Source organism: Polynucleobacter sp. AM-7D1, assembly GCF_018688455.1.
Taxonomy (GTDB): Bacteria; Pseudomonadota; Gammaproteobacteria; order Burkholderiales; family Burkholderiaceae; genus Polynucleobacter.
In genome coordinates, this window is the sequence record NZ_CP061319.1 from 1,817,797 (window position 1) to 1,843,215 (window position 25,419).

Genomic DNA, 25,419 nt, shown 5'->3' on the forward strand with positions numbered 1-25,419 from the left:
CTTATTCGCCCTCGCCAAATCGATCGTTGATCAATGCCGTTAAAGCTTGCATCGCCTCATCCTCTTTTTCGCCAACAGTCTCTAGAGTGACAGTGCTGCCAATTCCAGCGGCCAGCATCATGACGCCCATAATGCTCTTGGCATTAATTTGACGCCCATTGCGAGATAAAAAGATTTCACAGGGGAACTCAGCAGCAAGCTGAGATAACTTTGCAGATGCTCGAGCATGCAAGCCCAATTTGTTAATGATTTCGATTTCAGCAACAGGCATAGTGAGTCCTATTTCTCCGTAGTGGCTTGCGGTGTTTTAGAGCCCAAACGCAAAATTCCATTTTGACCGCCTAGAAGTGCTTTATGGGCAAGCTCTTCGAGCCCTTCACCACGATGAGAAATACAGCGCATCAGCATGGGTAGATTTAATCCGGCCAAGACAATCACGGGCGCATTTAAACCCGATAATGGCCCCAAAGCTTCAAGCTTCGATGCCACATTAGCGGGAGTCGCGCCCATTACATCAGTCAGTATTAAAACGCCCTGGCCCGTGTTGACGGCATATGCTGCTTTCAAGAGTCGGTCGAAGCTGGCTTTTGTATCTTCATGGGGCTGAATGTCGACAGCTCTTACTCTCTCTGGCGCTACACCAAATGCATGCTCAGCAAAACCAAGCATCGCACTTGCGACTGGAGTGTGAGCAACTATTACGATTCCAACCATTTTTATGCCAATGCCTTTTCAAGCGCTGTTAACCAAAATTTCGGAACATCAAATCTGCTTTGCTCAGTAATCTCTACGAAGCAGGTTGGGCTAGTCACATTGATTTCTGTGACGTAAGCACCAATTAAATCTAATCCTACCAAGAACAAGCCCCGGGCGTTCAAAATAGGGGCGAGACGTTCTGCAACCTTCCTCTCTGCATCCGTTAGCGGCATAGCAACCCCTTTACCACCAGCAGCTAAGTTACCTCGAATTTCACTTCCCTGAGGTATGCGAGCCAGCGCAAACGGCACCACCTCGCCACCGATGAGCAGCACGCGTTTATCGCCTTGAGCTATCTCAGGCAAGAATCTTTGCACCATTAGAGTACGTGCGCCATTCTCACCCAGTGTCTCCACAATACTGGCAAGATTTAAACCATCTGGCCCTACACGAAATACACCCATGCCGCCCATGCCATCCAGGGGCTTAATGACAATATCTTGATGCTCTTGGTGAAACACTTCAATCGCACTCAGTTCACGCGTGATTAAAGTTGGGGGAATGAGTTCCGGAAACTCCGTGATAGATATCTTTTCAGAATGATCACGAATAGCCGTTGGATTATTAAATACTTTTGCGCCCTGTCGAACCGCAGCAGATAACAACCAAGTGGTATTGAGATACTCGATATCAAATGGCGGATCAGTGCGCATCATGACTGCGTTAAAGGTATTTAATGGGCGATCCTCTACAGGACCTAATTCAAACCATGCTGTACCACTTGGCTTAATGGTGAGCGACTGACAATCAGCCACTACAAAATCGTTCCTCCACAGGATGTTGCGACTTTGGCAAAACCAAAGTTGATGACCAGCTTCTTGCGCAACGCGCATCATTGCCAAAGTGGAATCCTTGCTAACCTTAAATGACTCCAAAGGATCGGCAATGAAAAGAATGTTCATCTTATGTCCGAGCATTCAAATACAGTTAGGCGGCTTCAGCATTAGGATCAGAACGCTCCAACTCTAAAGAGGCGGCCAACAAAGCCAGGCGTGCAACAACACCATAAAGATAAAAACGATTGGGCGGTGCACTACCAGGCTTAGCACCCAGATCTGGCATGGAGTTTTGCTCGAATGCTAACGGTACAAAATGCATGCCCGGCGCATTCAGATTCTCATCTGGGCCACGATCAGTATGTACACGGTAGAAGCCGCCAATCACATAGCGGTCAATCATATACACCACTGGTTCAGCAACAGCTTCATTCACTTTCTCGAAGGTATACACACCCTCCTGAATTAAGACATCGCTAACTTCAAGACCTTCTTTAACAACACTCATCTTGTTGCGGTCTTTGCGATTCAGGCCCTTGAGTTGCGCAGGATCATTTACTACCATGACACCCATGCCATATGTACCAGCATCTGCTTTGACAACGACATATGGTTTTTCTTTAATGCCGTACTCTCGATATTTCTTGGCAGTTTTCTTGAGTACTTTCTCAACAGCAGCTTGCAATTCTTCTTCGCCCTTACGCTCATGAAAGTTCACGTTAGAGCAACTAGCAAAATAAGGATTGATCATCCAAGGATCAATATCCACTACCTTTGCAAATTTCTTAGCAACTTCATCGTAGGCTGCAAAGTGATTTGACTTACGACGGACATGCCAACCTGCATGCAAGCCTGGCAAGAGATACTGCTCGTGCAGATTTTCTAGGATCGGAGGAATACCCGCAGATAAATCGTTGTTCAGCAAAATTGAACAGGGATCAAAGTCTTTTAAACCTAAACGCTGCTTCTTTAGACCTAAGCGAGACAAAGGCTCCATCAAGAGACGATTGCCATCAGGCAAATCAATCCAAGTTGGTTTTTTAATTTCATCAGACAAAGTGCCCAAGCGAACATTAAGGCCTGCTTGACGCAAGATCGAAGATAGGCGTGCAATATTCTGCAAATAGAATGTATTGCGAGTATGTCGCTCAGGTATCAACAGTAAATTTTTTGCTTCCGGGCAAATCTTCTCAATTGCTGCCATAGCTGCCTGAACCGCCAAAGGCAACATCTGAGGTGAGAGGTTATTAAAACCACCTGGAAAAAGGTTCGTATCCACTGGCGCAAGCTTAAAACCAGCATTACGCAAATCGACTGAGCAGTAGAAAGGCGGGGTGTGCTCCTGCCACTCAAGCCTAAACCAGCGCTCAATAGTTGGGGTTGCTTCTAATACCTTCGACTCGAGATCGAGAAGAGGGCCGCTAAGGGCAGTGATGAGATGTGGAACCATTCCACCATTGTAAGATTTTTAAAAGAAAGACGCGGAATCCGAGGATCCCGCGCTTAAAAACTGGGCAGCCACAAGGCCACCCAGTGAGGGGTAAAAACGCTAATTAAGACTCGTAAGCAGACTCACCGTGGGAGCTGATATCCAAACCTTCGCGCTCTTCATCTTCCTTAACGCGCAAGCCAATCACGATATCTACTAATTTGAAGGCGATATACGAAACTACGCCAGACCAAATTAGGGTAACAATGACACCTTGGCTCTGAATCCACAATTGGCTAGCAATAGAGTAATCAGGGGCTGCAGCATTGGCTACGTAATCCCAAATACCTGTTCCACCTAAAGCCGGATCTGCGAACACACCAGTTAACAAAGCACCTAAGATACCGCCAACGCCATGCACACCGAATACGTCCAAGCTGTCGTCTGAACCCAACATCTTCTTGAGACCAGAAACACCCCATAAGCAAACTACGCCTGCAAGAGCACCGATCACGATTGCACCCATTGGGCCAACAAAACCAGCAGCCGGAGTGATTGCAACCAAACCACCTACGCAACCAGATGCAGCACCCAGCATGGAAGGCTTGCCTTTAGTAATCCACTCAGCAAATGACCAGCCCAACACTGCAGCAGCTGTTGCCAACAATGTGTTTACGAATGCTAATACTGCACTGCCGTTTGCCTCGAGAGCAGAGCCAGCATTGAAGCCAAACCAACCGAACCACAAGAGTGAGGCACCAATCATGACGAACACTAAGTTATGCGGCTTCATTGCTTCTTTGCCGTAACCCAAACGTTTGCCGACTACAAATGAACCTACCAAACCTGCAATCGCAGCATTGATGTGAACAACGGTACCCCCAGCAAAGTCGAGAACACCCTTTTGCCATAACCAACCAGCGCGAGCTGTAATAGCTTCGAGTGATGCAGCATCTTTGATGTCATCAGGACCAGGCCAGAACCAAACCATGTGAGCGATTGGTAAGTAGCTGAAAGTGAACCACAAAATCACAAACAAAATAATTGCAGAAAACTTTGCACGCTCAGCAAACGCACCAACGATCAAGCAGCAAGTAATGGTTGCAAATGCAGCTTGGAAGGCCATAAATACAAACTCAGGAATCACAACGCCCTTACTAAAGGTAGCTGCAACCGAGTCTGGAGTAATGCCCTGCAAAAACAAGCGATCTAGTCCACCAATGAACGCACCGCCTTCACTAAATGCAAAGCTATATCCATAAAGTGCCCATAAAACTGTTACTAATGAAAAGACAAACATGCACTGTACGAGTACAGAAAGAATGTTCTTGCTGCGTGTTAAGCCGCCGTAGAACAGTGCCAAACCAGGCAATGTCATCAAGATTACCAATGCAGTACACACCAATAACCAAGCTGTATCAGCCTTGTTAGGAACTAATGCAGGAGCGGCTGCAACTGCTGCTGCCGCGGCTGCTGCCACTGGCTTTGCTTCTTCAGCAAAAGCTGGTGAAGCCAGCATCACGCTAGTTGCACCAATAGCCAAGGCCATTGCGCTTCCAGCTAGGAGTCGTTTCATCCAAGTTAACATTTTGAGCCTCTCTTTAAAGTGCTGACGCACCGGTTTCACCGGTACGAATGCGAATGACGTGTTCAACTGGTGAGACAAAAATCTTGCCATCGCCAATCTTTCCAGTACGAGCAGATTTTTCAATTGCTTCAATCGCTCGCTCCAAGATGCCATCTTCAACAGCAGCTTCAATTTTTACTTTTGGCAAAAAGTCGACTACATACTCTGCACCGCGATACAACTCGGTGTGACCTTTTTGACGACCAAAGCCTTTAACTTCAGTGACGGTAATGCCCGAAACTCCCACTTCCGAGAGAGCTTCGCGCACTTCGTCAAGCTTGAAGGGCTTGATGATTGCGGTAATTAATTTCATACGTTTCTCCGTTCAGAGGAAAGAATTAGAAAGTTTTTGTGAGAGTAAGAACGCCTGTTGAACCAGCCAAATTCTTCCCTGTTGGTGATGCATAGTTGTATAGACCTGAAGAATTTTTTCCTGCATTAGTTCCAATATAAGCAGCTGCTAAAGATAGGCCGCCTCCAAAGTCTTTTGTTACGCCCAATTTCCAATCGGTATAGCTATATAAGCTGGAATTAGATGTGCCCGCGACTGTTCCAGCAATATATTGGTAGCCAACGTGAGCATTTACTCCAAGACCCCAAATGCCCGTATCGTAGTTAACAGTCAAATCAGGATAGTAAGATCCAGTACTGTTTTGATTTCCAAATGTATTGGTAACTGCATAAGAAAACTTTAAGAAACCAGTTACTGGACCAAATGTATAGTTTTGAGCTGCATAAATTTCAGTTGTATTTGGATTTACATTGGTGCCGGAAAAGTTTCCGCTAGTTGGATAGTAATACTGCAATACACCTAAGTCAGATGCAAAACCTTCGCCAATCAATTCTTTCTTCAGGCCTGCATAAAAGTCCATCTCAACAGATGAGGCTACTGAGCCCGAATTTATATTGTTTACCCAACTAATAGAGCTATTCCAGTTCCCAATGTAGAAACCGCTCTCATGGGCGTAGTCAAAGCCACCTTGAATAGCGGGCCTCAAGTTGGACTGTGAGAGGCCACGATAGCGGTAGTCACTTACCAAAGAAACGTTAGCTGTAATCGGACTCACTTCAGGAGTCTCTGGGGCAGCTGCAGGAGCTGATTGTGCAAATGCGGCAGTTGCAAATAAGCCAGATGCTGCTAGAGCGATGGCTGTCTTGTGAATAGTTTTCATGTGTTGCTCCTTGCTGTGTGTAATGAAAAGGGATAAATGCTTTATTGCATGGTGTGATCATGAATCTCGCGCCCTCTTTCAAATTGGCGCAATTCCCCTAAATAAGGCTTATGCACCCCATTAGTGCTTATATTTGCACCAATTTGAATCATTTTGGTGCAACTGCAGCATTTTTGACTTGTTTTGCCTGTTTTTGATGTCACAACTTAAAATAGGGGCCTGTATCTTTTAAGCAACTATCAACAGAATGGCGGGCAGCATTATGCAAAAACCAGGCGAGATCCTAGAACAAATCCAGCGCATTGCTAGCGATATGCAAAACAAGGTTGGGGATGCTATTCGTAACTCACCTGCACAAGAGATTGAAAAGAATGTGCGCGCCATGATGAATCAAGGTTTCCAAAAAATGGATCTAGTGACTCGTGAAGAGTTTGATTTGCAATCGAAGGTATTAGCAAAGACCAGAGAAAAGCTAGAAGCACTAGAAGCTAAAGTGGCTGCCCTAGAAAAGCCTTAACCAGAATTACAGTTTCGTCTGGAAACTACTCTGGACGGAACTCATCAAAGAAGTTGGCGTATGCCTCTTCAGAGAAAAACTGTTTTGCATCTACCCTTGCTGGTGCTTTATGCAAAACGGAGATTTGATAAATCCATACACCGTTATCTGGCGCAATTCTGGTAATCCAACGAACGCGCATTGACTGCTCTACTGCACCAGTAGATTTAAATTCTAAGAAGTAATCCTTAGTCGCAATACGCTGTTTATTGGCGGTCTGATATAGAGCATCAACACTAAGTGCACTCTCTAAACTGACATTCGCACGATTCAATAAGTTACCCTGTAATTGTTCTAATAATTTAGGTGCTAGGGTTGCTTGAATCTTACTCAAATGAATCGTACTCACTGAATAAATATCATCCTCAATTTTTACCGCTTCTAGAGTTTGTGGAATTTCTTGATTTTGATATGGGAGTTTTCGTTGAATCTTTTCAGGCTTACCTGGAAATAAAGCGCTATATCGATCTTGCGGAGACTGCACTGTCCGCCAATCTAACTTGGGACTACAAGCAGAAAGTAGCAATGCAAGCGTTAGAACTACACCAAACTTACGGAGCATATGTTTAGACAACACCTGCACTATGTGCTTGTTGATCAGCATGGTAGCTAGAGCGCACCATCGCACCCACAGCAGCATGAGAGAAGCCCATGGTATGTGCCTCTTCCTCAAAATGCTTAAACACATCTGGATGAACATATCGCTGCACTGGTAGATGGTGACCTGAAGGCGCCAGATACTGGCCAATAGTCAACATGTCGATATTGTGCTCACGCATATCACGCATGACTTCTAAAATCTCTTCATCAGTCTCACCCAATCCAACCATCAATCCACTCTTGGTTGGAATGTGGGGGAAGCGCTCCTTAAAGTCTTTCAACAGTTTCAGTGAGTGTGCATAGTCAGCACCAGGACGTGCCTGCTTATACAAACGCGGTACGGTCTCTAAATTGTGATTCATGACATCGGGCAAACCTTGCGGCGCATGCTCAGAAAAAATATCTAAAGCCTTGTCTAGGCGACCACGGAAGTCTGGAACCAATACCTCAATACGCGTATCTGGAGATAGATCGCGTGATTGAGAAATGCAGTCCACATAATGCATGGCGCCACCATCGCGCAAATCATCACGATCGACACTCGTAATCACCACATAATTGAGTTTTAAAGCAGCAATGGTGCGCGCTAAGTTGCCGGGCTCTTTGGTATCCAGCGGATCCGGTCTGCCGTGACCAACGTCACAAAATGGACAACGACGAGTACATTTGTCACCCATGATCATGAAGGTAGCGGTGCCTTTACCAAAGCACTCACCAATATTGGGGCAGCTTGCTTCTTCGCAAACAGTTACTAACTCGTTCTCACGAAGAATTTTTTTGATCTCAGAAAAACGTGAATTATTAGAGGCAGCCTTTACACGAATCCAATCAGGCTTTTTAAGCACCTGCTCTAGGGGCACGATCTTGATCGGAATACGCGCAGTTTTCTCGCTCGACTTTTGCTTTCGGGAAGCATCGTAATTCAGGTCTTGGCGACTATTGCTAGTGGCGGCAGTGTCGAGATCCGGCTTATTGGTGGTCATGATGAAGTTAGTTGCTTTTGCAAATGCCCTAAAAGGGTTTGGCTAATAATGTCTATATTGTCCTTGATCCCAAGGGTTTGCATATCAACCGTCCTTAAGCCCTCATACCCACATGGGTGAATACGGGAAAAAGCCTCTAAATCAGTAGATACATTCAGAGCAAGCCCATGATAGGAGCATCCTTTTGAGACTTTCAGGCCCAAAGCAGCAATCTTTGCACCCCGATACTCGGATGAAACTGGACTCTCCTGGGCAATATAAATACCAGGCGCACCAGCATGTCTTTCTGCCTGAATACCAAAATCAGCCAGAGTGTCAATTAAAGACTGCTCAATTCTGGAGACAAGCTCTTTTACAAAAACTCCCAAACGCCTAAGATCGAGTAGAAGATACACCACGATTTGGCCGGGGCCATGATAAGTAATCTCGCCACCGCGATCCACCTGGACTAAGGGAATTTGATTGCTAGGGGAATGTAAATTACCCGCATCGCCCGCCAAACCCAAAGTGAATACTGGAGGATGCTCCAAAATCCAAATTTCGTCTGGAGTTTCAGCATCTCGCTGCTGCGTAAAATCGCGCATCGCTTGATAGGTAGACTCGTAATCAGCTACCCCTAAATTTTTTACTAAAAAACTCATGCAAATAATTTAGAGGACAACACTAACCAAAGGATGCGTGGATAAAGTGCGATACAGCTCATCTAATTGCTCGCGGCTGGTTGCAGTAATCGGCAAAGTAATACCTAGATAATTTCCATCTTTAGAAGGTCGTTGCTCAACCTTGCTCTCATCAAGGGTGGGGTCAAATTGACGGGCAATGTGCAAAATTGCTGGCAAGTATTCTGGATTGGTTTTACCCATCACCTTAATCGGAAACTCAGATGGATATTCGATAAGAGATTTTCTATCTTCAGTCATGTATTTGATCCTTCTAATTTGCTTGGTAGTTTATTGATTGCGATGATCAGGCATACCTAACCAAGCACCGGTGATGATATTGCGTATGCAATGTAGACGTCGGTGGAAAAAATGATCTGCGCCTGGCACTACCTGAACAGTTAATTCTTGAGGACGCGCCCAATCTAAGACATCGATCAAGGGAATAGTTTCATCCACCTCGCCATGAATCAAAATCGTGTCGGCAGGCACCGGCGCCAAGACCCACTTACCTGCAGCACTTCCCACCATGACGAGTCGTTCAGCTGGGCGCCCAAGCTCTGACAAGCGTTGCACCAAATGCGTCCCGACAAAACTTCCAAATGAAAAACCAGAAACGACTAAAGGCAAAGTATTTGCAGTCTGGGTCCACGCTTGTTGTGAGCTAGCTTCAAATTGATTCCAGCCTGAGGGGGTTCGCATCCAATCAGTGACATGCAGTAGATCTTCCATCTCGCCAATACCGTCATCATGCACACCAGCAGTAGCCCCTACGCCTCGAAAATTCGGACGAACACTGACGTAACCCAACTGATTAAAAGCACGCGCCATAGTTTGTGCGACTTTGTTATCCATGGTTCCACCCATTAACGGATGAGGATGGGCAACTAGGGCTAAACCCCTCACTAAAAAATCAGCATTGGTTTTTAACTCATCCGGTAGGTCAATCGACATTTCGATTTGACCCACAACACCATCAATATGAATGATTTTTGTACGGCTATTCATGGAAACGCTTTCTGAAATCTTTTTACGCTAACCGCAGACGCTCTACTGGGCGCCCCTGCACTAAGTGAGACTGAATAATTTCTTCAATGTCTTCAGTATCGACAAATGTGTACCAAATACCCTCTGGATAAATTACTGCTACTGGTCCATCAGCGCAGCGATCTAAACATCCTGCCTTGTTTATGCGAATTTTTTCTGGGCCTGATAAACCCAGCTCTTTCACACGACTTTTTGCATACTCAAATAATGCAAATGCATTATGACGATCGCAACAATCTTCGCCATTCTTACGCTGATTTAGGCAGAAAAAAACATGGTGTTTAAAGGTCATACGTTATCTCAATTCAGTTTTTGAACTAAAGGCAGTCCGATTTCGGAGTGCCCAAATTAAAGCCAATGGCAACCATACTACTGAAACCCATTGCATTAGTTCATTAAAGTGTAATAGCCGGCCCTGGTACCACTGCCGTAATGTCAAAATGAAGTAAGGATTGTCTGGTAAGAGATTAATTGCCAGGGTGGCACTCAGCAAGCAAGTGATCGCAAGCCAAACTTTATTGCTTACAGAAAACCGGAGGGCCCATCTCAGCAACAGACTTCCCAGCAGCATCCCCCAGATAGCGCCAGCCGTGAGCCACACCAAGCTAAATACTGCCCCGAATTGCAATGCCGTAAAGGCAATTTTTACCAGAACGGTGAAGCAAAGTAGGCTGTTCAAGATTTTCCACTGAGGAGCTTTTGCACGCATCCCTAGAGACAGCAGAAGCCCAGTACCCAGCCAGCAGACCGCTGTAATGATGGATTCCTGTACAACATGGTTTATCACCATGGTTCCCCAGTCAACTGAGGCAAAAATCGCATGCCCCCACACTCCCGTCCCCAACCAAGAACTCTGGGGATAGATCTGAGTCCATGGAAAAAGTAGAAACAGGGCGCAAGCGGCCCAGTTCAATCCAAACCACTGGTCAAAACGACGGCGCACCACACTTCCAGAGAGCCACTGGGGGCCTAGGGGAATAGCTAGCAAGCCACCTAACAAAGCACCCAATACATTGGCCCACCAATCCATTTGACTCGGTATCCGGGTGGGTAGCCAGGTTTGCAAGGACTCCACACTTAATGCTAATGCTGCACTCAAGCCCAAGGCGATCCCTAAAGCAACAAAATTTTGCCAACGTGGGTAGCAGGCAAAGACCAACAAAAACCCTAGAGGGATATAGGCCAAGATGTTGACCGAGACATCAAAGAGCGTAATAAAGCGAGGCAAAGGGGCATCCAACCACGCTAATGTAGCAATACCATTGTCAAAGTGGAAATCAAAGGGATTGAGGCTGACGTAAAGGATTAAAAGTGCGTAGCTCAAGCTAATGGCCCTAGCTAAGGGCATCGCCTGGAGGGGCCAAACAAACTTGCGAGGACGCTGATCTTCGTGATGCATTCCCTTATTCTAGGTCAGCTAGGCTAGATCTTTCTACAATAGGAAAATGAGTCCGAATTGCATCCTAGAACGTGTAGCCGCCACCAAATCGACTAATGATGATTTATTGGCTCGCTGGCGTGCCGGGGAGCTAATCGATCCCGTTGCCCGCATTGCCCACGAGCAGACTTCTGGCAAAGGCAGAGCTGGAAGAGCTTGGCTTTCCAACCCAGAAGACACGCTATGCTTTTCCTTGGCCTACCCATTCGATAAACGCCCTAATGAGCTTAGCGGACTCAGTTTAGTAATTGGGCTGGCAGTCGTCTCCGGCATTGCTGAGGCTCTAGGAGCCAATGAACACGCGCTCTATCAGCAAGGTTTAAGACTAAAGTGGCCGAACGATTTACTGCTAAATCATTCCAAACTTGGTGGCATTCTGATTGAGGGTGGGCAAAGCAATCCAAACTCACCTACTTGGATGGTGATCGGACTAGGCCTAAATCTACGCAATGCATTACTGATTGCAAAGAATCTCGATGTCCAATCCTCACTTGGAGTTGCCGCTTTGGATCAACTCGTTCCCCACCAAAAACCTCTTCCCGATACTGAATTTATTTGGCTAAAACTCATTGATTCATTTGAAAAGCATTTAGCTCAATTTAAGCAGCATGGATTTGGGTATTTTAAAAATTCCTGGGCACCTTGGGATGCATATAACAATCAATCTGTTTGCATATCAGGTGCAGGCAAAGAGCCTATCATCGGAATTTCTGGTGGTGTTGATGATACTGGCGCACTGATCCTAAAGCAGCAGGGCAAATCCATTGTTATTCATGCAGGCGATGTTTCTTTGCGAGTTCAATCATGAGTCTCTATTTAGTATTTGATCTTGGTAATACTCGGCTGAAGTGGGCCGCTGTCGAATCTACACAAAACATTTCGGACCGCAACAAAAAACTGTGGGCATATTCTGGATCGATTAGCAATAAATCTTTCCAATCACCCGAGCTACGTGCTGAGCTATCCGACTATATTTCTAAAACATTACCAAAGCCAGATGCAATTGCATTTTGCTGTGTGGCTGGCAATGCTGCCATTCAAAATCTACGCAGCCTATTTCCGCAATGGCAAGAGCTTGAGTGGAAGCAGCTTTCAGGTGGCAGTACTTATGAGGGTGTACGTACACTCTATCAAGACCCAAGTAAACTGGGCGCAGACCGATGGGCCGCACTGATTGGTGCAAGAGCACTCTCCAATACCAATACGCTGGTGATTAACGCTGGGACGGCTACGACCATTGACTTACTAGGTGGCAATGGCGTTCATTACGGCGGCTGGATCTTGCCGGGTCTTAGCTTGATGCACGAGAGCCTTCAACAAAATACAGCCCAACTTCCATTAGCGGTTCGCCCTAGTAAGCCTGAAATACAAGCAGGCTTTGGTATTACAACGGATGAAGCTATTACCGGAGGGTGTGATGCGGCACAAATTGGAGCAATACTGCGTGCAGTCTATTTAGCTAAATCAATGAATCACCCAGTCGAACGAATTTGGCTTGACGGTGGTAATGCCAAAATTTTGGCAAATGCAATTAAACAATTTCCTGAGCTAGCGTCCCTACCTATTGAGCCTATCGAAGGCTTGGTACTGCGTGGTCTTTGGGCATGGCTCTTGCAAAATCTTTGAGTGCTAGATCTTTTTAATTTGCTATGCTTAGCTAGTGCGAATCTTACCCAGTAGTGTTGTAGTAGATCGCTCATATAAAAATGGAATAGCGACTGCTTTGCCGCCCCAGGTTTTTACCAAACGCGTTTCTTCAAGGGTATCGATCTCATAATCTCCACCCTTGACATAGATATCCGGATGAATTTTTGCAATCAGATTCACTGGCGTCTGCTCCGTAAATAACACGACTAAATCCACACTCTCCAGCGCCGCCAACAAAGCTTGGCGGTCAGCCTCGGTATTGATAGGCCTATCATCACCCTTACCCAACATCTTGACTGAGGCATCTGAGTTCACGCCCACGACTAGACTCGCTCCTAATGCTCGGGCTTGGGCCAAGTAACTAGCATGTCCGCGGTGCAAAATATCAAAGACGCCGTTCGTAAACACCAGAGGTCTTGGAAGTTCAGCAATACGAGCCTCGAGCTCTGCAGACGCACAGACTTTGGACTCAAAAGAAGGTAAAGGTAGGGAGCTCATAGCGTCATATTAATGGCATTGAGCCAGGCTCAACGATATTTGCCAGAATGTCTTAGACTTGGGCATGCCCACCCCTTTAATAGGCTCAAAATGATTCGCAACTTGCCAAGACATTTATTGGCACTTCTCTTTCTGGTGTCTGCAACGCAATTGGTTCAGGCTGCGCCCCCCACATCACCCAGCTGCAGCCCTCTTTTGTCCCATACTTTTTTGAGATTGCAGGATGAGGCAGCTCAAAGCCTATGCCAATACCAGGGAAAGGTCATTTTGGTCGTTAATACAGCCAGCTTTTGTGGCTTTACAAGTCAATATGAGGGTCTAGAGAAGCTATATGCCAAATATAAAGATCGTGGCTTAGTTGTATTAGGGTTTCCATCAAACGATTTTGGGCAACAAGAGCCAGGTAGCAATAAAGACATTGCTGAATTCTGCAAAAATACCTATGACGTGAAGTTCCCCATGTTTGCTAAGAGTTCGGTCAGCGGCAGCAATCCCAATCCTCTATTTAAGATGCTGATTGCTAAAACTGGTACAACTCCCAAATGGAATTTTTATAAATACCTCATTGATCGCAACGGTAATGTAGTGGACTCATATGGCAGCTTGACTAAACCAACGAGCAGCAGCATTACTAGTGAGATAGAGAAACTTCTTGGAGAGAAAATTTAGTGGGTAAGAAAAAAGTTGCCATCATAGGCGCCGGTATTTCTGGCTTAGGATGCGCATATGCATTAAGACAGCACCCAGAATTAGATCTCACTGTATTTGAAGGCGGCAATCATATTGGCGGTCATAGCAATACGGTAGATCTCACACTAGAAACTTCTGAAGGTAAGCTGACTCATGGGGTGGATACTGGATTTTTGGTATTTAATCGCAAAACCTATCCCCGCTTAGTTCGTCTATTTGAGGAAATTCAAGTTCCGATTGCACCATCAGAAATGTCTTTTTCCGTCTCAATTGATACGAGCGAAAAAACAGGGCGCAATAAAAAGATTGAATGGGCTGGCAATGACATCAATTCTTTTTTTGGACAAAGAAGAAATTTATTCTCATTGTCATTCTGGAGAATGGCTTACGACATCCTACGCTTCAATCGTCTCGCTACTCGACTCGCAGAAGAACAAATCACTGCTAAGCTTGAATACTCAGAGCCAGATGAGCGTATTAAAGATTTTTTAGATCGCAACCGCTTTAGCACTAGCTTTAGAGAAAATTATTTCTTGCCAATGATTGGTGCTATTTGGTCATGCTCTGTTGAGCAGATGCTGGAGTTTCCAATTCATACCATGGTTCGCTTCTGTCACAACCATGGTCTTTTACAAATTCAAAATCGTCCGCAATGGCTTACTGTTAAAGGAGGTTCGCGAGAATACGTGAAGCTTTTAGTCGCGGCGCTAGATAAACAGCAAGTCCAATTTGTGCGCGAATCGGTTTCTCGTGTCAATGTCCGTAAATCAGAAAATTCTCAGGTCGAAGTCATTACCCCCTTAGGATCTCACTGGTTTGATGAAGTAGTGATGGCTTGTCATAGCGATCAGACTTTAGAGTTAGTCCATGGCATTGACCAAGATGCTCGGAATATTTTGGCCTCTGTACCCTATCAAAAGAATCGTGCAATTTTGCATACAGACAGGAATTTTTTACCGGCCGCTGAGCGCTGCTGGGCGGCTTGGAACTACACTGCAAAATCTGGTGCGACACCAACTGCGCAACAACACGTCAGCGTCAATTATTTAATCAACCGCTTACAACCTCTGCCTTCAGCATTCGATGATACGCAGATTATTGTGAGCCTAAACCCGCTAACTGATCCCAACCCATCGCTAGTCCATGAAGAAATTCATTACTCACATCCAGTATTTGATATGCGCGCGGTCCAGGCACAAAAAGAGCTGCCCTTAATTCAGGGTAATTCCTCGATTTGGTATTGCGGCGCATGGACTGGGTTTGGCTTTCATGAAGACGGTTTACGTTCAGGTGAATTAGTGGCAATGGATCTAATGGAAAAAATTGCTCATCGCGCCCTGCCCAATTCCATTAAAGATGTTCAGTAAATGAATTTGCCAACGATTAATTTTGGTACGGTAAAGCATCGGCGTTTTCGTCCCGCTAAAAATGCGTTTGGCTATGGTGTATTTACTTTATCTATACCAATGCGTGCACGCAGGAGCGATCCGCAACTACTCAGCAAGCATGGTCTCAAAGACAATCAGTTCGGACTTTTTTCATTCTTCGATCAAGATCATGGAATAGGGAATGTAGATAGCCTGTCATGGATTGAAACAATTCTTGAGCAGCACCACATTCAGCATATTGATGGCGAGATTTGGTTGCAAACCTTCCCGCGAGTACTAGGCTATGTCTTCAATCCTGTCAGCTTTTGGATCTGCACTCAAGCCAATGGACAAGTTCAGGCCGTATTGGCGGAAGTGAATAATACTTTTGGCGAACGACACTGCTACTTACTTCACCATGACTCTGGTGCTGCACTGAAATCTGGAGAGACTTTGGTGAGCAAGAAAGTGTTTCATGTATCACCTTTCTGCGATGTTCGCGGGGAATACCATTTCCGTTTTTTATTTTCACAGGACAGTCGCTCCAAGAGAAATATCGTTTGTCGAATTGAGCTCCATGAGGATGGAAGTCCATTGATCAATACCAGTATCAGTGGCCTAGCTCAACCCCTGAGTAAAAGCGCACTTTACCTTGCCTTTCTACGCTACCCGCTAATGAGTCTTGGTGTGATTGGCCGCATTCATTGGCAAGCATTGAAATTATGGCTAAAAGGTGTACCCTTTCATTCAAAACCCAAACCACCAGAACTTGAAATTACCCGATGAATCGCCCCGGTCAATCACTACTGTCTCGCCTCACCTTCTCCCGTCCGGATAGGCCGAAATCAAAGCAACAGCAATATCGTGCAAGCACACACACCCTTTTAGGCCTCTTAGCGCAATTGCGAAGTGGGCATTTGGTTCTGACACTGCCAAATAAAGAAATAAGAGAATTTGGAAATAAGTCAGATCAACTACATGCAGAGATTCAAGTTTTAGATTGGTCTGTATTTAAACAAGTGCTATCCCATGGCGATATTGGCTTTGCCGAGAGTTATATTCGAGGTGAATGGAATACACCTGATCTCAAGGCTGTTCTAGAGCTAGCTATTCGGAACCGCACCATTCTAGAAAAAGCAATCTATGGAAGTTGGTTGGGCTCCATAGCGTATCGCCTGAGACATTGGTTTAGAGACAACTCCAAATCTGGAAGTCGTAAAAATATCCATGCTCACTATGATCTAGGTAATGCCTTCTATAGCCTCTGGCTAGACCCCACTATGAGCTATTCAAGTGCATGGTTCTCAGAAGGTGATAAGCAATCACTGATGGATGCGCAACGCGCAAAAATCAAACACATATTAGATTCCATCCACGCTAAACCAGGCGACCGACTGCTAGAGATCGGCTGTGGTTGGGGTGGATTTATGGAAGAAGCCTTACGCAATGGTAATCAAGTTACTGGTCTCACTCTGTCAGCAGAGCAAAAAACCTTTGCCGATACCAGACTTCAAAAGGTAGTTACAGAGACAGGGAACGCACATCAATTCGAGGTGCGCCTACAAGACTATAGAGACTGTACTGAACGATTTGATGGGATCGCCTCCGTTGAAATGTTTGAAGCGGTCGGTGAGAACCATTGGGATGAATATTTTCAAGTAGTTGCAAAGCGACTCAAAGCAGGGGGTCGAGCCTGCATCCAAACTATCGTCATAGCAGAAGACTTATTTGATCGCTATCGACACAGCACCGACTTTATTCAGCAATATGTTTTCCCAGGCGGCATGCTGCCCTCACCAAGTAAATTCAAGGCTGCTGCTGCCAGCGCAGGCTTAGAAGTTGAAGCTGAGTTTGCATTTGGTTCTGACTACGCTAAAACCTTATGCCTATGGCATGATAGCTTTAACCAGAAGATTGAAGAAATCTATCGCCTTGGATTTGACGAGGCTTTTATTCGACTGTGGAATTTCTATCTCATGTATTGCGCTGCTGGATTCTTCGAAAAGAATATTGATGTTGTGCAATACACCCTTAAACACCAAGATGCTATTCACTCAAGCGATGCCCTGTGCCCATGAAACAAAAAGGAATTAATTCATTTGTAAATCAACGTATTTGGATCATCGGCGCCTCCAGCGGAATTGGTGAGGCCTGCACTCAGGCCTTCATCAAGGCTGGCGCGAAAGTCGCTCTTTCTAGTCGTCGTGCTGAGCGCCTCAATGTCCTTGCTAAATCAGCGCAGTCGGGACAAGCATTGGTGCTCCCTCTTGATGTCACCAAGCAAGAACAGATCCTATCTTCCTACCAGAAAATTCTAGAGGCTTGGGGCGGTCTAGACCTACTACTATTTGTTTCGGGTGTATATACCCCCTTACGCGCTGACAATTTTGATTTTGAGATTGCACAGAAGACTATCGATGCCAATCTGCTAGGGCCTATGCGGGCAGTAGGCATTGTTTTGCCCAATATGCTCAAAGAGCATGCCGGTCATATTGCTATCGTGGGGAGCGTCGCCGGATACAGTGGATTACCAAAAGCCCTTGCATATGGACCGAGTAAAGCAGGGATTATTAATTTCTGTGAAACCCTGTATTACGACTTACTACCCCAAGGAGTGAGCGTACACATGATCTCACCAGGGTTTGTAGCTACTGAAGCGACTGCACAGAATGATTTTGAAATGCCAGCGCTCATTACCGCTGACGAGGCTGCAAAAGAAATCCTCACAGGACTACAGGCTGGAGAGTTTGATATTCACTTCCCTAAGCGGTTTTCAGGATTCCTAAAATTCCTCAGAATCCTGCCTTACCCACTCTATTTTTGGATCGTACGACGCTTCGTCAAAATCTAAGGCTTTAGATTACTTGTACTTGTCCTTGCGGATTTTTTGCTCTAGGAAATCCATCACTACAATCGCCTTAGCTTTAGTCCCGGCAATGGATGGTGATGTCACATAACGACCCTGCATCACAATAGTTGGCACGCCATCAATACGATAGGTATCAGCCATCTGTCTTGCAGCACGGGCTTTAGATACAACAGCAAATGAACGGTACGTAGCCAAGAAAGTATTGCGATCAATACCTTGAGAGGCGACCCAATCCGCAATCTCGTTTTCTGTCATGAGGCGCTTATTTTCTTTATGCATGGCGTACATGACTTTGTCATTCATCACCTCTCCCTTGCCCATAGCTTCTAAGGCATAGAACAACTGGCTATGCGGCATGAAGTCATCACGAAAGGCAACGGGTACTTTACGAAAAGTAACATCTTTAGGTTGGCGCTTAAGCCAGGCGTTGAGCTCTGGCTCAAAGTCATAGCAATGCGGGCAACCGTACCAAAAAAACTCAATCACCTCAACCTTACCCTTGGACTCAACTGGCTGAGGGGTAGGAAGAATGCGGTAGTCAAAGCCTTCTTCAATCTTAGGGCTTTGCGCACTAACAAAGCCTGAGAATGAAACTGCCAAGCCCAGAATGGTGGCGGATAAAAAAATTCTTTTAGATTTGGATAATGTAATCATGATTTACCAGATTTAATAACATTTGGTTTAATGCCCATGCTATTTAACTTATCACGCACGGGGTTACTTTCTTCAATACTGTTATACGGACCCACACGAACACGCCACAGTGTATTACCCTCACTTGTAATCTCACTTAATTGAGACTGGATACCCTGAATAGCTAAACTGGCTTTTTGAGCATCCGCATCCGCGCGCTTATTAAATGCGCCAACTTGTAAAAAATAAATTGCATCAGATTTTGCGACAGGGACTGGAACCACTTCAGCTGGCTTCTTACCGCTAGCTAAATCAGCAATTGGGTCCGAAGCATCGGAGGCTGGTGCGGCAGACTTACCTTGTAAAGGTTTGTTTAAATCTAAAGCCTCTGCTGGGGCAGCTGCTTCACCTTCCGCCGGTGCCGGTCCTGATTTAATAGTTAAGGGAAGATTGGGGGCTCTAACACCAGGGCGCTCTTGAGGTGTATTTTTTGAGAGATAAAAAGCAATCACAAAAGCAACGCCTAGACCAACACCAAGCCCTAAGATAAAGCCAAGGATGGTGCCGCCATACTCTGAGCTCGTAGACTGTGTCTTTAGATCAAAGCTGTCGTATTGATTGTTATTTTTCATCGAGTCCCCATCCTTCTTTTTACCTCTTAAACCCTAACGAGGGTTAAAGCTTACATCTTAGCGGGTGCTGATACACCCAATACTTTTAATCCATTTTCAAGCACTTGGCGAGTTGCTGAAAGTAATGCGAGACGAGCTAATTTCAATGCAGGGTCATCGACCAAAACGCGGTCTGCGTTATAGAAGGTATGGAAATCTCCCGCCAAATCACGCAAGTAGAAAGCCAAAGCATGTGGAGCTAAATCTGCAGCTGCATCAGTGAGCATTTCTGGATATTCAGCTAGACGACGTAAGAGATGATCTGAGGCCTTACTTTGCAACAAGGAAAGGTCTGCGCCCTTGAGGTCAGAAACTTGTCCACCCCATTGAGTCAAGATTGAGCAAATACGAGCATGGGCATATTGCACATAGAACACAGGGTTCTCATCATTTTGTTGCAATGCTAGATCAATATCAAATACAAACTCCGTATCCGCTTTACGAGAAATAAGGAAGAAACGCACAGCATCACGTCCTCGCTGAAGCGCAAGCTCACGCTCACCGCCAGCCATCTCTGGTGTAACACCACCGGACCACTCAACCAAGTCACGCACAGTCACATAAGAACCTGCACGCTTAGAAATCTTGACTTCCTCGCCATGGCGCATCACTGTCACCATCTTGTGAAGCACATACTCTGGATAGGTTTTCGGAATCTCCCAACCGCGCTTCTGAGCTACACCCTGCAAGCCTGAGCGCACACGTGCAATCGTGCCATGGTGATCGCTACCCTGAACGTTAATCACTTTTTCAAAGCCACGATTCCATTTACTGGTGTGATAGGCAACGTCTGGGACAAAGTAGGTGAAGCTCCCATCAGACTTTTTCATGACGCGATCTTTATCATCGCCATCGTCTGTTGTCCTAAGCCATAGTGCGCCCTCAGACTCATAGGTCTTACCAATACTCTGTAGCTCGTCGACAATTTTTGCAACACTACCATCGGTATACAAAGAAGACTCTAGGTAATAGCAATCAAACTTCACACCAAATGTTTTTAAGTCGATATCCTGCTCATTGCGCAAATATGCCACGGCAAACTGACGAATAGCCTCGATATCATCTTTATATTCAGATGAAGCCTTAAAAGCAGTAGCAATCTCCGCAATATATTCACCGTTATAAGCACTTTCTGGCCAAGCAGCATCACCTGGTTTAAGTCCATTCAAGCGAGCCTGTACTGAGAGCGCTAAATTCGCAATCTGCACCCCAGCATCGTTGTAATAAAACTCGCGATGCACCTGAATACCCTGAGTTGCCAATAAGTTTGCCAGCGCATCTCCTAACGCAGCTTGACGACCATGACCAACGTGAAGCGGGCCAGTAGGATTGGCCGACACAAACTCAATCATGGCCCTGGAAACGGGAGCAGCTTCTGGAGCTAGCTGACCAAACTGGGATCCCGCCGTAAGAACCTCGTTCACCACCGCAGTTTTAGCGGTGTTACTCAATCGAAAGTTAATAAACCCAGGGCCCGCGATTTCGCAAGAAGCAATGAGATCACCATAGCCGGCTTGCTGCTCTAAACGCTCAACCAGTGCTTGCGCTAATTCCCTGGGATTAAGCTTCCAAGCCTTGGAAAGCTGGAGGGCAATATTACAAGCAACATCGCCATGGTCTACTGCCTTAGGGCGTTCCAGGCGGGGTGCCGGGGCGTCACCCAAACCACGCTCCTGAGCCAAACCCAGCAGGGCAGCACTCAGCATTTCAATTAAACGATTTTTATTAGTTAACAACATAGATAAGTGAGTTTATCAGGTGGTAAGCTATCGAAATGATCTATCAATTTCGCTCCAAAGCGGGTCCTGACGTCATCATGCTGGCTGATCTGACCCAGCGAATCTTTGAGATTTTGGGCCGCCCATTAGAGCCCAGAGGTATTTTGATGGTGGAGCAACTACCAGCCCTCATCATCGCCTTAGAAACAGCCATCCTCAAAGATTTGGAAGATCGGGCTAAAAGTAATACGTCTGATCAAGAAAATACCGAAAAACCGAAGCTTGCCGATAGGCTGGGACAGCGTGCTTATCCCTTTCTGGAACTGATGAAGCAGTCTAAGGCAAAGGATGAGCCAGTAATGTGGGGCGTTTAAAGCCCTGCACCCCACTCAGATATAGCGGACTTAGTCGATTGAACTGGCTAGTTGGCGGCGGATATCTTCAACAGACTCATTACGACGCTTAGCAAGATCTTCAATTTGATCGGCTGATAGCTTGCCCACGTTGAAATAACGCGCATCTGGATGTGCCATATAAAAACCGCTGACGCTAGAAGCTGGATTCATAGCCATTGATTCAGTCAATGTCATACCAATATCTTCTGAGCCAATCACGCGTAATAAGTCTTTTTTAACTTCATGCGCAGGACAAGCTGGATACCCTGGCGCTGGACGAATACCGCGATATTCCTCATTGATCATTTGATCATTTGTCAAAATCTCATCGGTCGCATATCCCCAAAGATCAGTACGAACGCGGTGATGCATTAATTCTGCAAATGCCTCTGCTAAACGATCGGCTAAGGACTGCAACATGATTGCACTGTAGTCATCATGCTTAGCATGAAACTCAGCCACTTTTTTCTCAACACCGTGCCCAGTCGTAACAGCAAAGCAGCCGAGGTAATCAGTCACATTGGAATCTTTTGGTGCCACATAATCTGCCAAGCAACGATTAGGTCGGCGAACGCCGTCGACTACAGGCCGCTCAGACTGCTGGCGTAAGTTATGCCAAACAAATAATGGTTGCTCACGCGATTCATCGCTGTACAAGACAATGTCATCACCTATTGTGTTTGCTGGATAGAACGCTACTATAGCATCAGCTTGCAACCACTGACCTTTGATTAATTTATCAAGAAGAGCCTGGCCATCTTCAAATACCTTACGAGCCTCTACGCCAACGATTTCATCGTCCAAGATGGCTGGAAACTTACCAGCCAAGTCCCAAGTCTGGAAGAACGGTGTCCAGTCAATATATTTAGCAATATCGTTTAAAGAGAAATTCTTGAAAACGCGGCGCCCAATAAACTTAGGCTTCTCGGGCACATAACTAGCCCAATCAATCAGCTCTCGATTCTTACGCGCTACTTCTAATGAAATCGTTGGGGATGCTTTTTTATTGGCATGTTGCTCACGAATACGCACGTAGTCATCGCGTAAGTCTTGAATAAATTTCTTAGCACTTTCGTCCGATAGCAAGCTTGATGCCACCGATACAGAACGAGATGCATCTGGCACATAAACCACTGGTCCATCATAGTGCGGAGCAATCTTCACCGCAGTATGAACGCGTGAAGTTGTCGCACCACCAATCATCAATGGAATTTGACGCTCACGGAAATAGTCGTCACGCTGCATCTCTTGAGCAACGTAAGTCATTTCTTCTAAAGACGGGGTAATCAAACCAGAAAGGCCAACGATGTCCGCTTTTTCTTCTTTGGCGCGTTTCAGAATTTCCGCACAGGGCACCATGACGCCCATATTCGCAACTTCAAAGTTATTACATTGCAGCACTACCGTCACAATGTTTTTACCAATGTCATGCACGTCGCCTTTAACAGTCGCCATCACAATCTTGCCTTTGGCTTTCGCTTCGCCACCAGAGGCAATATGCAGGCGTTTTTCTTCCTCAATATAGGGAATCAAAATGGCCACTGCCTGCTTCATCACACGCGCACTCTTAACCACTTGAGGCAAGAACATCTTGCCGGCACCAAACAAATCGCCGACGACATTCATTCCATCCATCAAAGGACCTTCAATAACCTCAATTGGACGGCCGCCTGCACCCATAATTTGGGCACGCAGCTCTTCAGTATCTTCTTCAATAAAGGTAGTGATGCCATGCACCAAAGCATGGGTTAAACGCTCACGCACCGGGGCTTCACGCCATACCAAGTTCTCAACTTGCTTCGCGCCACCGCCCTTAAATTGATCAGCGATATCCAGCAAGCGCTCCGTTGGAGTCTTACCGTCTTTTTCTTTAAAACGATTGAGCACCACATCTTCAACGCGCTCACGCAATTCAGGATCTAGGTCTGCGTAAACGCCAAGCTGGCCTGCATTGACGATACCCATGTCCATGCCCGCCTGAATAGCGTGATACAGGAACACAGTATGAATGGCTTCACGCACACGATCGTTACCGCGGAACGAGAAGCTAACATTAGAGACACCACCACTGACCTTCGCGCCCGGCAGATTTTCCTTGATCCAGCGGGTCGCATTGATGAAATCTACTGCATAGTTGTCATGCTCTTCAATACCAGTCGCAATGGCAAAGATATTCGGATCAAAAATAATATCTTCTGCAGGAAAACCAATCTCGTTAACAAGAATTTGATAGCAGCGCTGGCAAATTTCTGTTTTGCGCTTAAAAGTGTCAGCCTGCCCCACTTCATCAAAAGCCATTACTACAGATGCTGCGCCATAACGACGAATCAAGCGTGCTTGTTTTCTGAAAGACTCTTCACCCTCTTTGAGTGAGATCGAGTTAACAATCGGCTTACCTTGAATGCATTTCAGGCCAGCTTCGATCACGCTCCACTTGGAAGAGTCAATCATGATCGGTACACGAGCAATATCTGGTTCTGAGGCGATCAAATTCAAGAAGCGCGTCATCGCTGCCTCTGAATCCAACATCGCTTCATCCATATTGATGTCAATCACTTGAGCACCATTCTCAACTTGCTGTCTTGCAACTACTAAGGCTTCATCAAATTGATTATTCAAAATCATGCGTGCAAATGCTTTAGAGCCCGTAACGTTAGTGCGCTCACCAATATTTACAAAACCAACTTCTGGCGTGACATTGAAAGGCTCTAGGCCTGAAAGCTTCATCGCCGGCATTACTTTCACGGCCTTAGTCATGCTGACACCTCCGCGCTCTCACGGTAGAAGGCACGTGGCTTGCGCTTAGCAACCGCATTAGCAATTGCACGAATATGATCTGGCGTCGTTCCACAGCAACCGCCTACAAGATTGACTAAGCCATCTTTTGCAAAGCCATCAACTAGGCTAGAAGTAATTTCTGGGGTCTCATCAAAGCCTGTATCACTCATTGGATTAGGGAGACCAGCATTTGGGTAGCAAGATACAGCAGCGTCACAAATACGAGCAAGCTCAGCAATATAAGGACGCATGAGGGCAGCACCTAAGGCGCAGTTCAAACCAAAGGTTAAGGGCTTGATGTGACGCAAGCTATTCCAGAAGGCTTCCACTGTTTGTCCAGACAAGATGCGACCAGAAGCATCAGTCACTGTTCCCGAAATCATCACCGGCAAACGCTCGCCAGTCTCTTCAAAAAATTCATCTAATGCAAATAATGCAGCCTTAGCATTGAGCGTATCAAAAATAGTTTCCACCAAGAATAAGTCGACACCACCCTCGAAGAGGCCTTCAATCTGTTCGCGATAAGAAGCCCGCAATGCATCAAATGTCACATTACGTGCACCTGGATCGTTTACATCTGGAGAAATGCTTGCTGTCTTTGGAGTGGGCCCAATTGCACCAGCTGCAAAACGTGGCTTATCTGGCGTAGAGTATTTTTCACAAGCAGCGCGCGCCAATTGGGCAGAGATCACATTCATCTCACGTGCCAAACCCGCCATCTTGTAATCTTCTTGTGCAACAGAGGTGGCGCCAAAAGTATTAGTCTCAATAATGTCGGCGCCCGCATCTAAATATTGCTCATGAATCTTGCTAATGATCTGGGGCTGAGTCAGAACTAAGAGTTCGTTATTACCCTTGATATCGCCGGGATGAGCCTCAAAGCGCTGGTTAGCTGGCAATCCACGGTAATCGGCTTCATTGAGCTTGTATTGCTGAATCATGGTACCCATAGCGCCATCCAAAATCAGAATGCGCTGCTTCAGTAGCTCGGGAAGTGCCTGACCGCGGGTGTAAGGCTGGGATAAACCATTAGATTGCATTGCTTAACCGGGATTAATCTCTAGAATCCCTTATTGTATTGGTAATAAGCCACTTTTATCTGACCTGGAG

29 protein-coding genes are annotated in these 25,419 nt (G+C 45.9%); 9 read left to right on the plus strand and 20 right to left on the minus strand.

Translation table 11 applies throughout. The annotated features are described in order from the left end of the window. Position 1 precedes the first annotated feature (1 nt). The 7 genes from GQ359_RS09480 to GQ359_RS09510 all read right to left on the minus strand — a co-directional run bounded on the left by GQ359_RS09480 (position 2) and on the right by GQ359_RS09510 (position 5,760). Positions 2-271: an HPr family phosphocarrier protein gene (locus tag GQ359_RS09480; protein WP_015422104.1), complete on the minus strand. Its 270-nt coding sequence runs from the start codon at positions 269-271 to the stop codon at positions 2-4. 8 nt (positions 272-279) lie between these two features. Further along, on the minus strand, positions 280-714 hold the full coding sequence (locus tag GQ359_RS09485; protein ID WP_215386916.1) for a PTS sugar transporter subunit IIA: 435 nt from the start codon (positions 712-714) through the stop codon (positions 280-282). A 2-nt stretch (positions 715-716) separates the two neighbouring features. After that, the gene (gene gshB, locus GQ359_RS09490) at positions 717-1,658 is read right to left on the minus strand and encodes a glutathione synthase (RefSeq protein WP_215386917.1); all 942 of its coding nucleotides are present in this window, start codon (positions 1,656-1,658) and stop codon (positions 717-719) included. 25 nt (positions 1,659-1,683) lie between these two features. After that, on the minus strand, positions 1,684-2,982 hold the full coding sequence (gene gshA / locus GQ359_RS09495) for a glutamate--cysteine ligase (protein ID WP_215334022.1): 1,299 nt from the start codon (positions 2,980-2,982) through the stop codon (positions 1,684-1,686). Positions 2,983-3,085: 103 nt separating this feature from the next. Further along, positions 3,086-4,549, minus strand: coding sequence for an ammonium transporter (locus tag GQ359_RS09500; protein ID WP_215386918.1), 1,464 nt, complete (start codon positions 4,547-4,549; stop codon positions 3,086-3,088). Positions 4,550-4,562: 13 nt separating this feature from the next. After that, positions 4,563-4,901 (minus strand): P-II family nitrogen regulator, encoded by a 339-nt coding sequence (locus tag GQ359_RS09505; protein ID WP_011903792.1) that lies wholly within the window; start codon positions 4,899-4,901, stop codon positions 4,563-4,565. Between the two features lie 25 nt (positions 4,902-4,926). Further along, complete coding sequence (locus GQ359_RS09510) at positions 4,927-5,760, minus strand: TorF family putative porin (protein ID WP_215386919.1); 834 nt, start codon at positions 5,758-5,760, stop codon at positions 4,927-4,929. A 262-nt stretch (positions 5,761-6,022) separates the two neighbouring features. Between GQ359_RS09510 and GQ359_RS09515 the strand changes: the two genes are divergently transcribed. Further along, positions 6,023-6,277, plus strand: a complete 255-nt coding sequence (locus tag GQ359_RS09515; protein WP_215387961.1) for an accessory factor UbiK family protein — start codon at positions 6,023-6,025, stop codon at positions 6,275-6,277. Positions 6,278-6,302: 25 nt separating this feature from the next. Here the strand turns inward: GQ359_RS09515 and GQ359_RS09520 are convergent, their stop codons facing one another. From GQ359_RS09520 to GQ359_RS09550, 7 genes are read right to left on the minus strand one after another with little or no spacing between them, the layout of a single operon-like run. After that, positions 6,303-6,878, minus strand: coding sequence for a hypothetical protein (locus GQ359_RS09520; protein ID WP_251367872.1), 576 nt, complete (start codon positions 6,876-6,878; stop codon positions 6,303-6,305). A 4-nt stretch (positions 6,879-6,882) separates the two neighbouring features. Next, positions 6,883-7,899: a lipoyl synthase gene (gene lipA / locus GQ359_RS09525; protein ID WP_215386920.1), complete on the minus strand. Its 1,017-nt coding sequence runs from the start codon at positions 7,897-7,899 to the stop codon at positions 6,883-6,885. Beyond that, positions 7,896-8,540, minus strand: coding sequence for a lipoyl(octanoyl) transferase LipB (gene lipB, locus GQ359_RS09530; RefSeq protein ID WP_215386921.1), 645 nt, complete (start codon positions 8,538-8,540; stop codon positions 7,896-7,898). The genes lipA and lipB overlap by 4 nt, the downstream gene beginning before the upstream one ends. A 9-nt stretch (positions 8,541-8,549) precedes the next feature. Beyond that, positions 8,550-8,819, minus strand: coding sequence for a YbeD family protein (locus tag GQ359_RS09535; RefSeq protein ID WP_114654086.1), 270 nt, complete (start codon positions 8,817-8,819; stop codon positions 8,550-8,552). Positions 8,820-8,849: 30 nt separating this feature from the next. Continuing rightward, a complete protein-coding gene (locus GQ359_RS09540) occupies positions 8,850-9,566 on the minus strand; it encodes an alpha/beta hydrolase (protein WP_215386922.1) in 717 nt (238 codons plus the stop codon). Positions 9,567-9,588: 22 nt separating this feature from the next. Next, positions 9,589-9,897 carry a ferredoxin gene (locus tag GQ359_RS09545; protein WP_215386923.1) on the minus strand — a complete coding sequence of 103 codons (309 nt, stop codon included), beginning with the start codon at positions 9,895-9,897 and terminating at the stop codon, positions 9,589-9,591. 3 nt (positions 9,898-9,900) lie between these two features. Next, complete coding sequence (locus tag GQ359_RS09550) at positions 9,901-11,004, minus strand: VanZ family protein (protein WP_215386924.1); 1,104 nt, start codon at positions 11,002-11,004, stop codon at positions 9,901-9,903. Between the two features lie 46 nt (positions 11,005-11,050). On the opposite strand from GQ359_RS09550, the gene GQ359_RS09555 reads away from it, so the two are divergent. After that, positions 11,051-11,851 (plus strand): biotin--[acetyl-CoA-carboxylase] ligase, encoded by an 801-nt coding sequence (locus tag GQ359_RS09555; protein WP_215386925.1) that lies wholly within the window; start codon positions 11,051-11,053, stop codon positions 11,849-11,851. Continuing rightward, the gene (locus tag GQ359_RS09560) at positions 11,848-12,669 is read left to right on the plus strand and encodes a type III pantothenate kinase (protein WP_215386926.1); all 822 of its coding nucleotides are present in this window, start codon (positions 11,848-11,850) and stop codon (positions 12,667-12,669) included. Before GQ359_RS09555 ends, GQ359_RS09560 begins: the two co-directional genes overlap by 4 nt. 27 nt (positions 12,670-12,696) lie before the next feature. Here GQ359_RS09560 and rfaE2 read toward each other — a convergent pair whose 3' ends face one another. After that, positions 12,697-13,188 carry a D-glycero-beta-D-manno-heptose 1-phosphate adenylyltransferase gene (gene rfaE2, locus GQ359_RS09565; protein ID WP_215386927.1) on the minus strand — a complete coding sequence of 164 codons (492 nt, stop codon included), beginning with the start codon at positions 13,186-13,188 and terminating at the stop codon, positions 12,697-12,699. 90 nt (positions 13,189-13,278) lie between these two features. On the opposite strand from rfaE2, the gene GQ359_RS09570 reads away from it, so the two are divergent. The 5 genes from GQ359_RS09570 to GQ359_RS09590 are packed head-to-tail and all read left to right on the plus strand — an operon-like array spanning position 13,279 to position 18,096. Next, entirely contained in the window at positions 13,279-13,857 is a 579-nt protein-coding gene (locus GQ359_RS09570; protein ID WP_371822473.1) for a glutathione peroxidase, read from the plus strand. Further along, positions 13,857-15,245, plus strand: a complete 1,389-nt coding sequence (locus GQ359_RS09575; RefSeq protein ID WP_215386928.1) for an NAD(P)/FAD-dependent oxidoreductase — start codon at positions 13,857-13,859, stop codon at positions 15,243-15,245. Before GQ359_RS09570 ends, GQ359_RS09575 begins: the two co-directional genes overlap by 1 nt. Continuing rightward, positions 15,246-16,031, plus strand: coding sequence for a DUF1365 domain-containing protein (locus tag GQ359_RS09580; protein ID WP_215386929.1), 786 nt, complete (start codon positions 15,246-15,248; stop codon positions 16,029-16,031). It abuts the gene before it with no gap. Beyond that, positions 16,028-17,323: a cyclopropane-fatty-acyl-phospholipid synthase family protein gene (locus GQ359_RS09585; RefSeq protein ID WP_215386930.1), complete on the plus strand. Its 1,296-nt coding sequence runs from the start codon at positions 16,028-16,030 to the stop codon at positions 17,321-17,323. Before GQ359_RS09580 ends, GQ359_RS09585 begins: the two co-directional genes overlap by 4 nt. Beyond that, entirely contained in the window at positions 17,320-18,096 is a 777-nt protein-coding gene (locus GQ359_RS09590) for an SDR family oxidoreductase (protein WP_215386931.1), read from the plus strand. The genes GQ359_RS09585 and GQ359_RS09590 overlap by 4 nt, the downstream gene beginning before the upstream one ends. A gap of 9 nt (positions 18,097-18,105) precedes the next feature. Here GQ359_RS09590 and GQ359_RS09595 read toward each other — a convergent pair whose 3' ends face one another. The 3 genes from GQ359_RS09595 to argS are packed head-to-tail and all read right to left on the minus strand — an operon-like array spanning position 18,106 to position 21,157. Next, the gene (locus tag GQ359_RS09595; protein ID WP_215386932.1) at positions 18,106-18,768 is read right to left on the minus strand and encodes a thiol:disulfide interchange protein DsbA/DsbL; all 663 of its coding nucleotides are present in this window, start codon (positions 18,766-18,768) and stop codon (positions 18,106-18,108) included. Then, on the minus strand, positions 18,765-19,379 hold the full coding sequence (locus GQ359_RS09600; protein ID WP_215386933.1) for an SPOR domain-containing protein: 615 nt from the start codon (positions 19,377-19,379) through the stop codon (positions 18,765-18,767). The genes GQ359_RS09595 and GQ359_RS09600 overlap by 4 nt, the downstream gene beginning before the upstream one ends. Before the next feature lie 50 nt (positions 19,380-19,429). Beyond that, the gene (gene argS, locus GQ359_RS09605) at positions 19,430-21,157 is read right to left on the minus strand and encodes an arginine--tRNA ligase (RefSeq protein ID WP_215386934.1); all 1,728 of its coding nucleotides are present in this window, start codon (positions 21,155-21,157) and stop codon (positions 19,430-19,432) included. A gap of 35 nt (positions 21,158-21,192) precedes the next feature. Between argS and GQ359_RS09610 the strand changes: the two genes are divergently transcribed. Beyond that, a complete protein-coding gene (locus tag GQ359_RS09610) occupies positions 21,193-21,510 on the plus strand; it encodes a DUF1840 domain-containing protein (protein ID WP_215386935.1) in 318 nt (105 codons plus the stop codon). A gap of 30 nt (positions 21,511-21,540) precedes the next feature. Here GQ359_RS09610 and metH read toward each other — a convergent pair whose 3' ends face one another. After that, positions 21,541-24,288: a methionine synthase gene (gene metH / locus GQ359_RS09615; RefSeq protein WP_215386936.1), complete on the minus strand. Its 2,748-nt coding sequence runs from the start codon at positions 24,286-24,288 to the stop codon at positions 21,541-21,543. After that, entirely contained in the window at positions 24,285-25,349 is a 1,065-nt protein-coding gene (locus GQ359_RS09620) for a homocysteine S-methyltransferase family protein (protein ID WP_215302190.1), read from the minus strand. The genes metH and GQ359_RS09620 overlap by 4 nt, the downstream gene beginning before the upstream one ends. Positions 25,350-25,419: the final 70 nt, after the last annotated feature.